This is a genomic window from Ruminococcus sp. zg-924 (assembly GCF_024433635.1).
Lineage (GTDB): Bacteria > Bacillota > Clostridia > Oscillospirales > Acutalibacteraceae > UBA7067.
The window spans coordinates 93,494-107,399 of record NZ_WNJZ01000007.1 but is presented as its reverse complement, the minus strand read 5'-3'; the positions used below and the strand labels follow the sequence as shown (position 1 = coordinate 107,399).

12 protein-coding genes are annotated in these 13,906 nt (G+C 42.9%); 1 reads left to right on the top strand and 11 read right to left on the bottom strand.

Annotated elements, in window-relative coordinates:
• A partial coding sequence (locus GMA13_RS04845; RefSeq protein WP_255883029.1) for an IS3 family transposase occupies nucleotides 1-299 on the top strand: 299 nt, incomplete at its 5' end.
• Nucleotides 300-353: 54 nt separating this feature from the next.
• Here GMA13_RS04845 and GMA13_RS04840 read toward each other — a convergent pair.
• From GMA13_RS04840 to mraZ, 11 genes are all read right to left on the bottom strand, one after another.
• Nucleotides 354-845 carry an HD domain-containing protein gene (locus GMA13_RS04840; protein WP_255883028.1) on the bottom strand — a complete coding sequence of 164 codons (492 nt, stop codon included), beginning with the start codon at nucleotides 843-845 and terminating at the stop codon, nucleotides 354-356.
• A gap of 61 nt (nucleotides 846-906) precedes the next feature.
• On the bottom strand, nucleotides 907-2,031 hold the full coding sequence (ftsZ, locus tag GMA13_RS04835; protein WP_255883027.1) for a cell division protein FtsZ: 1,125 nt from the start codon (nucleotides 2,029-2,031) through the stop codon (nucleotides 907-909).
• A gap of 325 nt (nucleotides 2,032-2,356) precedes the next feature.
• The gene (locus tag GMA13_RS04830) at nucleotides 2,357-3,850 is read right to left on the bottom strand and encodes a cell division protein FtsQ/DivIB (RefSeq protein WP_255910526.1); all 1,494 of its coding nucleotides are present in this window, start codon (nucleotides 3,848-3,850) and stop codon (nucleotides 2,357-2,359) included.
• A 48-nt stretch (nucleotides 3,851-3,898) separates the two neighbouring features.
• Nucleotides 3,899-5,152 carry a UDP-N-acetylglucosamine 1-carboxyvinyltransferase gene (gene murA, locus GMA13_RS04825; RefSeq protein ID WP_255883025.1) on the bottom strand — a complete coding sequence of 418 codons (1,254 nt, stop codon included), beginning with the start codon at nucleotides 5,150-5,152 and terminating at the stop codon, nucleotides 3,899-3,901.
• A gap of 130 nt (nucleotides 5,153-5,282) precedes the next feature.
• A complete protein-coding gene (murG, locus tag GMA13_RS04820) occupies nucleotides 5,283-6,410 on the bottom strand; it encodes an undecaprenyldiphospho-muramoylpentapeptide beta-N-acetylglucosaminyltransferase (protein WP_255883024.1) in 1,128 nt (375 codons plus the stop codon).
• Nucleotides 6,411-6,438: 28 nt separating this feature from the next.
• On the bottom strand, nucleotides 6,439-7,731 hold the full coding sequence (locus GMA13_RS04815) for an FtsW/RodA/SpoVE family cell cycle protein (protein ID WP_255910524.1): 1,293 nt from the start codon (nucleotides 7,729-7,731) through the stop codon (nucleotides 6,439-6,441).
• Nucleotides 7,732-7,768: 37 nt separating this feature from the next.
• Nucleotides 7,769-8,785, bottom strand: coding sequence for a phospho-N-acetylmuramoyl-pentapeptide-transferase (gene mraY, locus GMA13_RS04810; RefSeq protein WP_255883022.1), 1,017 nt, complete (start codon nucleotides 8,783-8,785; stop codon nucleotides 7,769-7,771).
• Between the two features lie 35 nt (nucleotides 8,786-8,820).
• Nucleotides 8,821-11,079: a penicillin-binding transpeptidase domain-containing protein gene (locus GMA13_RS04805; protein ID WP_255910521.1), complete on the bottom strand. Its 2,259-nt coding sequence runs from the start codon at nucleotides 11,077-11,079 to the stop codon at nucleotides 8,821-8,823.
• A 375-nt stretch (nucleotides 11,080-11,454) separates the two neighbouring features.
• Entirely contained in the window at nucleotides 11,455-11,967 is a 513-nt protein-coding gene (locus GMA13_RS04800; RefSeq protein ID WP_255883020.1) for a hypothetical protein, read from the bottom strand.
• Nucleotides 11,968-12,314: 347 nt separating this feature from the next.
• Complete coding sequence (gene rsmH / locus GMA13_RS04795; RefSeq protein ID WP_255883019.1) at nucleotides 12,315-13,241, bottom strand: 16S rRNA (cytosine(1402)-N(4))-methyltransferase RsmH; 927 nt, start codon at nucleotides 13,239-13,241, stop codon at nucleotides 12,315-12,317.
• Between the two features lie 11 nt (nucleotides 13,242-13,252).
• The gene (gene mraZ, locus GMA13_RS04790; RefSeq protein WP_255883018.1) at nucleotides 13,253-13,672 is read right to left on the bottom strand and encodes a division/cell wall cluster transcriptional repressor MraZ; all 420 of its coding nucleotides are present in this window, start codon (nucleotides 13,670-13,672) and stop codon (nucleotides 13,253-13,255) included.
• Between the last annotated feature and the right edge of the window lie 234 nt (nucleotides 13,673-13,906).

Sequence of the window (13,906 nt, the reverse complement as noted above, 5' to 3'; positions counted from 1 at the left end):
CACCTGTATTTCATTCAGACCAGGGATGGCAATACCAGCACGCTGAATATCAGCAATTACTCTCTGAGCACAACATTACACAGAGCATGTCACGAAAAGGAAACTGTATGGACAATGGTGCTATGGAGAACTTTTTCGGTAGACTTAAGGTTGAAATGTTCTATGGTGAAAAATTTGAAAGTGTTAACACTTTCATTGATGAACTAAAGAAATACATCGATTACTACAACAATGAACGAATTGTATCAAAACTGAAAATGAGCCCGGTACAATACCGAACTCATTCTCAAGTAATTTAATATTTAATTTTGTCTAAACTTTGGGGTTCACTTCAGTGAGGTGTCCCCTTTTTATTACATAAACATATTTTTGCAAATTTGATTTCCGCTTTTCGTTTTGAAAATTTTTTCAAGGCAATTTTTTATCGCTTCTATATTTATTTCATCCTCGTCCATATTTACGATAAAATCAGCCTCTACAAGAATTTGGTAATCAATTCCGTCTATATTGTTATAGGTATGATGATGGGCAACAAGATACTTTACTCTCTCGATGACATTTTCCGAGAAGTCAAGAGTTCTTAGCATATACTCCGCAACAGGCGGTCCTTCAAGCTCCTGCTGTTTTCCTGTGCAGCTTCCGTACTTTTCTTCAGACGGCTTTATGCCAATGTCGTGGACAAGTGCGGCGGCTTCGATGATATATTTGGTGTCACTGTCAACGCCCTCAAGAGAAGCGATAAGCGAAGCAAAGGAATGAACCTTTGTTAAGTGGCATATGCGTCTTTTATCCCCCTTAAAATACTCAGTCATTTTAAGAAAAAGTCGGTTTAACTTGCTGTCCATTTTGTTACATCACCTCAAAAAAAGAAGCCGCCTTTCGGCAGCCTCTTTGCTAAGTCATTTATTATTTACGGTTGAAGATTGACATAATGTCATAGTAAGAGTCATCTTCATCAGCAACATCAGCCGGAGCCTTCTTTGGAGCTTCCTTTGTCGGAGCGCTTCTGTAAGCTTCGCTTCTTGCTGCTCTTTTGCCTCTGTTTCTTGGATCACGCATTGTATTGTCATTGCCACCGCCAAAGCCTGTTGCAATAACAGTAACGCTCATCTCATCCTCCATATTTTCATCAAGAACAGCACCCCAAATGATGTTTGCATCCGGGTCAGCCTGCTCTGTAATCATTGCAGAGGCTGTATCAATTTCGTCAAGACCGATATCAGGTGAAGCTGTGATATTAACAATAACACCCTTAGCACCACTGATTGATGTTTCAAGAAGTGGGCTTGTAATAGCCATTCTTGCCGCCTCGTCAGCCTTGTCCTTACCTGTTGCATAACCGATACCCATGTGAGCATAACCGGCATCGTGCATAATAGCTGTAACATCAGCAAAGTCAAGGTTAACAAGACCGGGTATAAGGATAAGGTCAGAGATACTCTGAACACCCTGACGAAGAACGTCATCGGCAAGTTCAAAAGCGTTCTTAAGAGTAATTCTCTGCTCGCTTGCATATTTTAGTCTTTCGTTCGGAACAACAATAAGTGAATCAACATTCTCTCTGAGAGCTGCAATACCTGCCTCAGCCTGCTCCATTCTCTTCTTGCCTTCAAATCCAAACGGCTTTGTAACAATTGCAGTTGTTAAAATGCCCATTGACTTTGCAATCTCGGCAACAATCGGAGCTGCACCTGTACCTGTGCCGCCGCCCATACCTGCTGTAATGAATACCATATCTGTATCCTTAAGAACAGCTTCAATCTCTTCTCTGTTTTCTTCAGCTGCCTGTCTGCCTATCTCCGGCTTTGAACCTGCGCCCTTGCCGTGAGTGATCTTTTCGCCGATCTTAATCTTTGTACCCGCACTGGAGAACTGAAGAACGTGGTCGTCTGTATTTATTGCAACAAAATCTACGCACTGAACGCCCATCTTTACCATTCGGTTAACAGCGTTGCCGCCGCCACCGCCGACACCAATTACCTTGATAACAGGTGTATCGTTACCAAACTCTTTTTCAATCTCAAATGCCATTTAAACTTCCTCCTATACGTCGCAAAGACGACATAAAAATTAATCTTAGTTTTCTGAAATACTAAAAAGCTGTGCATACCCACAACCATTATACTGCTACTCTATAAATTTAACACAAAAGAGTGAAAAATTCAATAGCGTTTTACATATTTTTTTCTATTTTTCGCATTTCTACAAGAACGCCCTGATTATTATGACGTTTTAAGGCGATTTTTGAGGCAACAACTCACAATATCTGCACAAATACATTTTAATGATACTTTTCTTAGTCTCAATCCTATGTGCTTTAAGAATCGTTGCTGCAATCTGCTACGTCATAACGGTATTAATAGCCGTAATTATCATATCCGCTCTGGCTTTCGGAATCTGTTGAAGAAATTACGTTTCCGTATTCATCTGTCGGATACTCATACATAGGCACACCGTTTGAATAATCATCATCTGCACTGTCAGGCTCGGCGTCTGTCCATATATCGGTTTGTGCTTCCTGCTCAGTCTGCGTTTGGGTTAACGCTTCTGTTGTCGGTTCGGTAGCAGGCTGAGTTTCCTGTATTCTGTCGATATATATGCTTGGATCAGGCTTGAAGTACGAAGCCTTGTTCTTCTCCTTGCAGCCTGAAACATCAAGCTCACCTGTGTCGGTTTCAGACAACTTTTCACTGATTATTATTTTCGCTGTTTTAAGCTTGTAGCTTATATCCTCGGGCAGACCGATAATAATTTTTATTCTGTTGGAATAGTTAAGGCAAATTCTTGCAGTGTTGGAAATGTCAATCTCCTTGATTCCGGAAAATTCATTCTCCTCTAAGCCTGCGGATATTGCCTTTAATATTGAAAGCGCTCCCGGTTCCTTGAACTTAATTTCCCTGCCCAACTCAGAGGATTTTACAGTACATCCAAGCACTAACGGCGCATCGTACTTATCAGTTTTGCCCTGAATCTTCTCCATAACCTTACCCTTGGAGCTTACCACTATGTAATCGTTTCCGCTGCTTACGATAAACGCCGGCTTGCTCTCGGTAACGGTAATAAGCATCGTATTCGGTATTCTTACAGAAATGTTTGCCTCTTCAATAAACGGCAGCGAGCTTTCAATTTTTTCCTCGCCTGCGCTCTTATCGCTCAAAAACAGATTTTCACCAAGACTCATTCCGCTTGCATCAATTATATCCTGTGCAGAGTAATGCTCTGCTCCCTCAACCAAAAATTGTTCACAGCGGAAAAACACAGTAAGCGACAACACTATACCTATTATAAATATAATTGAAACAATAGACGCCGCAACGCCAATATTTTTAAGCTTCCGCCTTTTGTGTGACATCGGCTTTTTTTCAATTACACTGTCGTTAGCCAGCTTTTCGTCAATCCTCTGTCTTGCTCTTATTCTCTTCAGCTCCAGCTCATCTGTGTAAAACTCGTCGCCGTAGTCCTTTTTATCAATCAGGTTTTCGCTCTCAATGTGTTTCTGGGCCTTATCTCTCCGCTTTTTGCCTTTTGAGTCAGCCGAAGGCTTTTTCCTCTTTCTTATATTGCTCTGACGGTCAGCACTTTCAGAATTTTCTCTTTCCTTGCCGCTCAGTTTTGAAGAGGACGAGCCCTTTCTTCTCTGCTTATCAGTATGCTCAACAAATTCCTCTTCTCTTTTCCTTTTTGGAAAAGCATCGTCCGAGCGTTCACGGCGACCATCAGACTCTCGTTTCTGACGTGAACTACCCGAAGCTTTTCTTCTGTCGGCACTGTCATACGGTCTGTTTTTATTTTTTATTGTTTTATCGTTTTTTTCATTTTTTTCTTTTTCATTTTTACCGTTCTTATTCATTTTATCTTCCCCACAACTGTATATTAAACACCAATTAATATATTTATATTACAACTTTTTTATCGACGCTCCAAGCTGTGACAATGCAAGCTCAATTCTTTCATATCCTCGTTCTATATAATGTATATCGTTAATTTCGGTTTTGCCGCCTGCGCTTAACCCTGCTACAACAAGAGCGGCTCCTCCACGTAAATCGGGAGCTGCTGTTTTTGCGCCGTAAAGCTCCGGAACACCCTCAACCACGGCAACCTTACCCTCAATATAAATCCTTGCTCCCATTCTCTCAAGGCAGCTTGTGTGCTTGTAACGGTTTTCAAATATGTTCTCAACAAAAATACCTGTTCCCCTTGCCAAGGCAAGCATCGCCATAAGCGGCGGCTGTGCGTCTGTTGGAAAACCGGGATACGGCATTGTGCGAATAAGCTTAACCGCCCTCAGCCTGCGAGGCGCATCAATCAGAATTGAATTTCCTCTTTGCTTTACAGTACAGCCGCTTTCCTCAAAAATAGGTGTAATGCCGCTTAAATGTGACGGCACAATTCTGTCAACAAGCACCTTGCCGCCTGTTGCGGCAACCGCAGCCATATATGTAGCCGCTGCGATTCTGTCAGGTATAATCGTGTGCATAGCGCCTTTGAGCGTACTAACACCGTCAATAACTATCGTACCCTCTCCTGCTCCTGCAACCTGAGCACCGAAGCTGTTAAGGCAATCGGCAAGGTCGCAGATTTCAGGCTCTCTTGCAGCGTTTGTTATGACTGTTGTACCTTTGGCAGTTGCAGCGGCAATCATTATATTTTCTGTGGCTCCCACACTTGGAAACGACAGCGAAATTTTCGCTCCCTTTATTCCGTCAGGAGCGAAACATTCAATAATGCCGTGCTGCTCCGCTATTTCAACGCCCATCATTCTAAGCGCCTTCAAGTGGAGGTCAATGGGTCTTGGCCCTAACTCGCAGCCACCGGGAAAGGTAAGCCTTGCCTTTCCAAAACGTGCAAGCAAAGGCCCTAAGAAAATAATGGATGAACGCATTGCGTGCATAAGCTCGTCGGGTATGTCATATTTATCGGCGCATTTGCTGTCAAGCGTTACAGTGTTTCCGTCAAGCTGAGCGGTACATCCAAGATAGCGTAGAATGTTCAGCGTTATTTCAACATCCGACAAATCGGGGCAGTTGTTTATAACACAGCTGTCATTTGTAAGCAGAGTTGCCGCCAAAATTGGCAAGGCACTGTTTTTTGCGCCCTGAATTTCAACCCTTCCGCTAAGTCTTTTGCGACCCTCTATTATCAGCTTTGACACAGAGAACACCCCTTATTCTAATATATAAAAGCCGTTTGGTAAAGATAATCTTTTATATATTATGAAAAAGGGCTGTGCTTTGTGAATGGCGGCTCCCTCAAACGAGGGAGCCATATGCATTAATTTTAGGTTATTTTGCCACACCGTTAAGAACAGTTCTTATAACGGAATAAATTCTGTCGTTTGCATCCACTATTGCCATCTTTCCGGCGTTCTGTGAATATTCCTTGAGTGTGTTTTCATCTCCGAGAATTCTGTCGGCGTACTCGATAACCTTTTCGCCGGTAAGCTCGCTTTCCTCTATAATAAAAGCCGCATTAGAGTCAACCATAGACATTGCGTTGTGGTACTGGTGATTCTCAGCTACATTCGGAGACGGGATTAAAATTGCAGGCTTGCCCTGAACCTGAAGCTCACTTAAGGTTATCGCACCTGCACGGCATATAACAAGGTCAGCCGCCGCAAGGCAGGTTGACATATTGTTGATATACTCTCTTATATCAAGGTTTTCACAGTCATTTGGCTCTATTCCCTTTTTGCGAAGCAAATCAGGGAACCACTTGCCATACTGGCCGTATGCGTGTATTATCTGATATTTGCCGTCCTTGCCGCTTCGTGCAATTAAGTCGGCAACACCCTCGTTGATTTTTCTTGCTCCCAGGCTTCCACCAAACGAAAGAACAACGGGACGCATATCAAGACCAAGCTCTTTTCGTGACGGCTCTTTTGCTGCTGTTATTATTTCACCTCTTACAGGATTTCCTGTTGTAACAAAATGGCAGCTGTCGCTCAAATATTTCTTTGCATACGGGTTTGCAAGCATAACCTTCTGTACATTTTTTGACAACATCTTTGTTGTAACACCGGGAAAGGCATTTTGCTCATGGATAATTGCAGGTATCTTAAGCTTTATTGCCGCACGGATAACAGGACCGCTTACATAACCTCCTGTACCGATGCATATATCAGGCTTAAATTCCTTAATGATTTTCTTGGCGTCAGCTGTTGAAGAAAAAGCTCTCTTCAGAGTAACAATATTGTCCTTAAGCGCCTTTGGGGACAGGCTTCTTTTGAAGCCTGAGATTTTTATAGTTTTTATTTTAAAACCTGCCTGAGGAACAAGCCTTTCCTCCATTCCTCCTTGTGCTCCTATATAAAGTATCTCTGTTTTGGGGTCCTTATCTTTTAAATATCCGGCGATTGCAAGTGCCGGGTTTATATGCCCTGCTGTGCCGCCGCCTGCAAAAATCACACGCATAATAACGTCTCCTTAATATAATGGTTGTTTATATTTTACTCATATTTGCTGTTCTTGAAATTGAAAGAATTATTCCCATCTGGAACAAAATCATTATCAGTGAGGAACCACCGTAGCTAAAAAACGGAAGGCTGATACCTGTGTTTGGCATCCAGTCTGTAATAACAAAAATGTTCAGCACAACCTGAATTCCTATCTGTGCCGTAAGGCCTGCCGCAAGCAGAGTTCCAAAGCGGTCCTTAGCACGCATTGCGATTACAAAGCCTCTCCAGATAAGAAGTCCGAAAAGCGTCAGCACAACAAGCGCTCCGATAAGGCCAAGTTCCTCGCATACAATAGCAAAGATAAAGTCGTTTTGAGGCTCAGGCAGGTATAAATATTTTTGTCTTGACTGCCCAAGTCCGAGTCCCATAAGTCCGCCGGAACCAATAGCGTACAGCGAGTTTCTTGTCTGGAATGTCTGATCCCACATTTCGTCATCGACATATTCAAGAGCCTTTCCCCAGCCGTCCATACGCTCCATAGCGTAACCGAGCTTTCCCGTAACAGCAAGTATAAGAACAACGCCGACAAGAACGGAACCGATTATTACAAACCATCTGATTTTTCCGCCGTAAAGAATTACCATAAGCGCTGTAAGTATTCCTATAATAACAATACCTGAATAGTGCGGTTCAAAGAAAAGCAGAACAGCAGTTACAACAAATATTATAAGCGGCGGCAATGCGCCATACTTTATTGTGTTCGTCTTTTTGTGCTGATATGCTCCCCAATGCGCCAAAAACAGTATAATGGCAAACTTCATTATCTCAGAAGCCTGCAAATTGAAAAGCCCAAATTCTATCCATCTGTGAACACCTGTTAATGACGGAAAGAAGAAAACAGCAACCAAGGCTACAAAGCCTGCGCCAAGAACAAGCAGCGACACCTTTTTGAGATATTCGTAGTTCAGGTATGACATTGCAAACATTACCAAAACTCCGACAAGAGCAAATCCGCCTTGTCTGAACAAATAAAAGTAGCTGTTCTCCTGCTCGTAATATGCAATAGGGTAGCTTGCCGAGAACATCATAATTACTCCGCAGACGAGGAGCACCAAAACCAAAATTAGAAAAGGCATATCTATTCCTGCGCCAACTCTGAAAAGCTTGCGGATCTTGCCTGCAGTATTGCGATCTCTTGTCTGCCTTTGTCTGCGACTTGACAAAGCGTCTGCCTCAGCAGCCGCTTTGCCGGTTGCGGCAAGCTTTTGAGAGCGCTCAATCGGCATATGATGTGATTGCCGATTTCTGCGTTTAGTATTCGTGTGTGTTAAATCCATCCTTACACCACCGTAATATATAATAGCTGTAAAATTTTTAATTGATAAAGCCTATACCGAATATTGTAAACAGCACCGCAAAGATTCCGCATACTGCGGCAAACACGCTGAACACAACAACTATCTTAACCTCTGACCAGCCGCACATTTCAAAGTGATGATGAATTGGGCTCATCTTGAATAGGCGTTTGCCGTGAGTTAATTTAAAGTAAGTAACCTGAAGCACTACCGACAGCATCTCAAGAAGATACGGCAACGCTATTACTATAAGGATAATCGGCATATTAAGTGCGTATGCAATGGCGCAGATGTAACCGCCAAGGAAGAGCGAGCCTGTGTCGCCCATAAAGACCTTAGCCGGATGGAAGTTCCAAAGCAGGAAGCCAAGACAACCTCCTGCAAGAGCTGACGCCATTATACCTGAGCACTGACTCTGAAGAACAGACGCTAGGAGCATAAATGCGAGTGCCGAGAAAAATGACATTGAGCCGACAAGTCCGTCAATTCCGTCCGAAAGGTTTACTGCGTTTACAACACCTACAATAGCTATTGCAGAAAAAATCCAATAGAAAATTCCAAGGTCAACAAAACCGACATACGGTATTAAAAGATTGCTTGATGTGCCAAGTAAATAAAGCGTTGCAAGATAAGAGATTGCTACCGCAAACTGCAAGAGGAGTTTTTGCTTTGCTGTAAGTCCAAGATTACGTTTTTTAACTACCTTAATATAATCATCAATAAACCCTATTGCGCCGTAACCGCAAGCCATTACTATACCGGCAAGCACTCTGCCGATGTCTGCTTTAAGCTGAGGCTCGGTGGTGAATATAAAAAACAGGAGCGTACATATAAGGGTTGTTACAACCGAACCTATTATGAACATAAATCCACCCATTGTAGGTGTACCCTGCTTTTTCTCGTGCCACTTAGGACCGTCCTCCAAAATGGTTTGACCGTATTTTACCTTTTTCAAAAAAGGAACAAGCCACTTGCCTATAAGAGCCGATATTACAAATGAGCTTACCGCGCTTCCAAGCACCCATCCGATATTCATTGTTTCTACCTCCGTTGTTTTGTAGTTTTTCTTTATTACATTACATTATTATTTCCGTAATTTGACGAGGTGGTGAAATTCAGTGTAATAACTGTTCCCGGCGACACCATTTCGCCTGCCGCTGTACTCTGCGTAAGCACAACTCCGTCACTTATGCCGCTCACACCCTGCACGCTTATATTAAGGTTATAGGTTGCCGCCACCATATTTGCCTCTGCAAGCGTCATCCCGGAGAAGTTCGGAACCTCAACCTCGCCGTTAGCGACCTCCTCAAGGCTTGTGTAAAGCACAACCGTACCGCCCTGCGGTATTCTTGTTGACGCCGCCGGAAGCTGAGCTGCTACCGTGTCGCCGTCGCCCTTGACAACACAGGTGTAGCCGTCTGCTTCAACCTTTGACTCAGCCTCGCTGATTGAAAGGCCGAGATAGCTGTTCGCCGTTGTGTCCATCTTCTCAAGTTCTTCGTCAGTGTACTGTGTGCTCACGCTTAGGTATGGCATAACCTCGCTCATAATCTGTGAGAAAACAGGTGCGGCAACTCCGCTGCCGTAGTAGTTATCCCCAAGCGGTGCGTCAAAGTAAACAAGCAGACAAACCTGCGGATCGTCCGCAGGAGCGTACCCACAGAAGGAAGCAATGTAGTCATTGTTGCCGTCGCCGTTTACGTCAACCTTTTTCTCAGACGTACCGGTTTTTCCTGCTACTCTGTAACCCGCAACATAGCCGTTCTTTGCCGAGCCTTCCTTTGCATTAAGCTCAAGAATCTCACTGAGCTTATCACAGGTTTCCTTTGAAACAACCTTTCTCTTTACTATCTTATCGGTTGACTTAACAACATTTCCGTCCGGGTCGAGAACCTGCTTAACTACATACGGCTGCAATAGCTCGCCACCGTTTGCTATGGCTGAAATTGCCGTTACCATCTGAATTGGGGTTACGGCAACACCCTGACCAAACGAAGCAATCGCAAGGTCGAGGTCTGTCATTGAGCCGTCCGAATTAAAGAACAGTCCGCTTGCCTCTCCGGGTAAGTCGATTCCTGTTGTTGTGTTAAAACCGAATGCCTGAAAATACTCCCAGAATTTCGTCTTACCTACACTGCCGCCTATTTGCATAAACGCAGGGTTACAGGAGTTGCATATAGCCTCCGCAAAGGTCTGTGTTCCGTGACCGAGGGTGTTATGACAATGAATTGGCGGTACACCCTGCACCGGAGTGTATGAGCCTGTGCAGTTGAAGGTCGATTTATCGTTCACCTTATTTTCCTCAAGCGCCATAGCGGCAGTCATTATCTTGAAAACAGAACCGGGGTAGTAGGTGTCGCTGATAGCCTTATTTCTCCATTGTGCCGACAAAGCTTCACTCTCTGCTTTTTCCTTTTCACTGCCTACAAGCTCGCTTATCTGTGCGATTGCATTTTTGTCTGTCAAGGTAAAAGGGTTGTTAAGGTCATATCCACTTACAACCGACTGACCGAGTATTGCGCCTGTGTGAACGTCCATCATAATACCGACTGAACGGTTGTAAACCTTATTTTCAACATTACCTTGCTCAAGATACTTATCCATAATGTGCTGAATTGTTTCGTCAATTGTCAGTACAAGACTGTTACCGTCGATAGCATCAACCTTCTGCTCAAATTGGAACGGCATCTCGGTTCCGTTTCCGTTGCCGGTAGTCGCAGTTACAAGTCTGCCCGGAGTACCTGTAAGTTCTTCGTTGTATTCATATTCAAGACCCGAAAGTCCCTGATCGTCACTGCCGGTAAATCCTATAACTGCTGAAGCAAAATCGTTGTAAGGGTAATACCTTTTGTAATCCTCAAGCAAATCAATAACACCCGAAATATCGTACTCCTCTTTTATCTTCTTGATAAACTCAAGCACCTTGTCACGGGTGTCGCTTTCGATTTGCCTTTTAACAACAGAGTAATATACCTTTTCCTTTGTCTTTGCAAATATACTTTCCTGGTCAAGTCCAAGTATTTCGGAAAGGCCCTTTGATACAATCGTTCTCTCCTCATCATTTTCAAAATTTATCGGAGATAGAACAACCATCCACACTGTTGCACTTTGTGCGAGTACCTTTCCGTTTGTGTCGTAAATTGTTCCTCGCCGTGCGTTGATTGTTGTATCGGTAAGCTGCTGATCTACCGCCTTTTGCTGAAGCTCCTGCCCCTGCACTAATGTAAGCTGAGTCAGCCGAAAACCAACTGTACCAAAGCCAAGCAGCAAGATGATAGACATTATTATCATACATCGCCGCATTAGCTTCGACTTAGATCCCTTTGACATTAAATTTCCCCTTTCCGTTTTTCATTTATAATGTTGGTAGGTTAGTTTAGTTTTATATATGCATGGGGTAAAATTCTTTTCTGATAAAATAAAATATTTAATATGTAGCGTTTTTACTTATATAAGTATAGTCAATTTCATATTGCATATAGAACACAGGCAAAGCCGTAAGAACAATTTTTATCCATAACTTTGCCTGAGTATAAACTTTTTTCATCAAAATGCGACAACGCCCATAAATAGCAAAAAGGTTGCAACAAGCCAAACCAGTGACAATCCTTATTTTTAAATAATGCCACTGATTTGCTTTCGGAGCATATGCCCCACGTTACAACCGCTTTTATTTTCATTTTATTTTGTTCACCCAAATAAGAATTAAGACCACAAGCCCGCAATTGCCTGTGCGATAGAGTCGAAAATATTCGAGCCTTGCTCCTTTGCAACCTCCGCCTTATCGCCCTGTGACAGGCTTATGTATTCCTTTTGGTAGCTGTCAGCCTTGCTCATACCAAGATTAGACTCGGCAAAGCTTTCCACCTCGGCAGTTGAAAGCTTTGAATCAACCTTCATCTGCAACTGTGTGTAGAGGCTTTCCTGATTAGACAGATTTGTGGAGGCATTGCTGATTTTCTGGTTAAGCTCAGTAAGCTGAACCTGCCCGTGAATAATAAGGGCAACTGTAACCGTAATAATACCGCCCAAAGCAACCCTTGAAAAAATCTTCGCCGGGTTTGGCTTTGCTCTTCTGTTTTTTATTAAATCCTCTTCAGGTAAGCTAACAACATTATGTCTTCTTCTATGTAATCTTTTTTGTTCTTCTAATCTCTCTTCAGCCGTCGTCTCAAAGAGGCTGATATCGTAGGCCACGCTTCTACCGTTTAAAGCCATATTTTTCACCTCTGATAAATACACATACATTAATCATAGACTGAGAAATGTAACGAATTTGTCACTATTAAATTTTGTTTTGTCGGCCCGAAACACACTTGTAATTAAAAAACGCCGAATTAATCAGAAATCTTATCAATATAACAATAATTCCAACTAAATCCAACTTGTAACGAGTTTGTAACTTTTGCAAAATAAACCTTCTTCGTTTCATTTCCGAAAGCTAAAACATCTTTTACTATATGTTGGAGTGAAAAATCGAATAAATCGTCTTAATTTCACTACATATAGTTTACTACTTTCTGTAATAAATGTCAAAGGCTTTTTTGCCATTATTTACAATATTGTTACATTTTTTCAAAACAGCGTAATTTAGCGCTTCTGCTTCGGGGGTTTTTGTCTAATTCCTCCAAGGATGCTTCCAAGGGCTTCCTGAAAACAAGCCTTCCTTTCGGCTTATTTCCACACACACACACCGGAAAATCCTTTGGACAGGTGCAGCCGGTGCACCAAGACGCCATTTTTTGCTTTGTAATCCTATCCTCAAGTGAATGGAATGTGATTACCGCAAGACGTCCTTTCGGAGCTAATAGCGAAAATGCAGCGTCCAGTCCTTCCTCCAACCTGTCAAGCTCGCCATTTACAGCTATTCTCAGAGCCTGAAAGGTTTTTCGTGCAGGATGGCCGTCTCGCCTTTTAGCTGCCGGTACAGCCTGCTTAATTATCTCGGCAAGCTGCAATGTTGTTTCTATTCTCTCTTTCTCCCTGTACCTGATGATGTCTGACGCTATTCTTGAAGCAAACTTTTCCTCACCGTACAGAGAGATAATCCGCATAAGCTCCTTATGGCTGAGATTGTTTACCAAATCCGCAGCGGTTTTGCCGCTTTGGCTCATCCTCATATCAAGCGGTGCGTCATTGTGAAAGGAAAAACCTCTTTCGGGGGTGTCAAGCTGAACAGATGACACTCCTATATCAAGCAGGACGCCGTCCACATATTCAATGCCGAGGTTTTTTGCAACATCTGCCATTTGGCTGAAATTTGACTGAACGATTACAGAGCGGTTGTCGTCCTGAAAGCGTTTTGTTACAGCGGCTATTGCAGTCGGGTCCTGATCTATGGAAATAAGTTTCCCGTCAGACCCAAGCCGGTTCAGAATTTCTGCCGAATGTCCTCCGCCTCCTGCTGTTCCGTCAATATAAATACCGTGTGGCTTTATATTGAGCGCTGAGATTGCCTCGTTAAGCAAAACGGGAATATGCGAAAAAGCCATTATATCACCTCTTAAAACGTGATGTTTTTCATCAGCTCCGCAATATCCTGCTGTGAAGCTGAGCCTGAGATTTTATCCCAATTGCTGCCGCTCCAAATCTCTACCTGTTTTCCTGCGCCAACAATTGCAACCTCTTTTTCAAGCTCCGCAAACTCCCTTAGCTCGTCCTTTACAACGAACCTTCCCTGAGCATTCGGCGTAACCTGGTCAGCTCCTGCAAAAAAGTAGTGCTGAAGCACATTTGCTTCCGGAGCAGGTCGAGCCGAAATTTGGTCAACAAACACAGTCCACTTTTCAGCGGACATAACCCAAAGGCAGTTACTGAGTCCTTTTGTGACAAAGAAAGTGTCACCCAGCTCCTCTCGGAACTTGGCAGGCATTATTATTCGGTTTTTTGGGTCAAGGTTATGCTTGTAGGTACCAAAGAACACAACGCCACTTCCATATCATAAAATTCTAAAAGCCACTCTTATGTGACATTTAGCGACAGTATCTGTCACTTTGTGTAACTATTATAAGATATTTTGCGAAAAGTTGCAAGTATTATTTAATTATTTAAGGATACAGTTTTGTAATTTTATGTGCAATTTAACTAACAATGAACGTATACAAGATATTGCAAGAATCGACTGCAATTAGCACAAGATAGGTTATTTTCTCGGTTT

Coding starts and splice junctions, on each gene's coding strand:
- GMA13_RS04815 (WP_255910524.1), bottom strand. CDS start 7,731: ATGGATTTAACACACACGAATACTAAACGCAGAAATCGGCAATCACAT.
- GMA13_RS04800 (WP_255883020.1), bottom strand. CDS start 11,967: ATGGCTTTAAACGGTAGAAGCGTGGCCTACGATATCAGCCTCTTTGAG.
- murG (WP_255883024.1), bottom strand. CDS start 6,410: ATGCGTGTGATTTTTGCAGGCGGCGGCACAGCAGGGCATATAAACCCG.
- rsmH (WP_255883019.1), bottom strand. CDS start 13,241: ATGGCTTTTTCGCATATTCCCGTTTTGCTTAACGAGGCAATCTCAGCG.
- GMA13_RS04830 (WP_255910526.1), bottom strand. CDS start 3,850: ATGAATAAGAACGGTAAAAATGAAAAAGAAAAAAATGAAAAAAACGAT.
- GMA13_RS04805 (WP_255910521.1), bottom strand. CDS start 11,079: ATGTCAAAGGGATCTAAGTCGAAGCTAATGCGGCGATGTATGATAATA.
- GMA13_RS04840 (WP_255883028.1), bottom strand. CDS start 845: ATGGACAGCAAGTTAAACCGACTTTTTCTTAAAATGACTGAGTATTTT.
- mraY (WP_255883022.1), bottom strand. CDS start 8,785: ATGAATATCGGATGGGTGCTTGGAAGCGCGGTAAGCTCATTTGTAATA.
- ftsZ (WP_255883027.1), bottom strand. CDS start 2,031: ATGGCATTTGAGATTGAAAAAGAGTTTGGTAACGATACACCTGTTATC.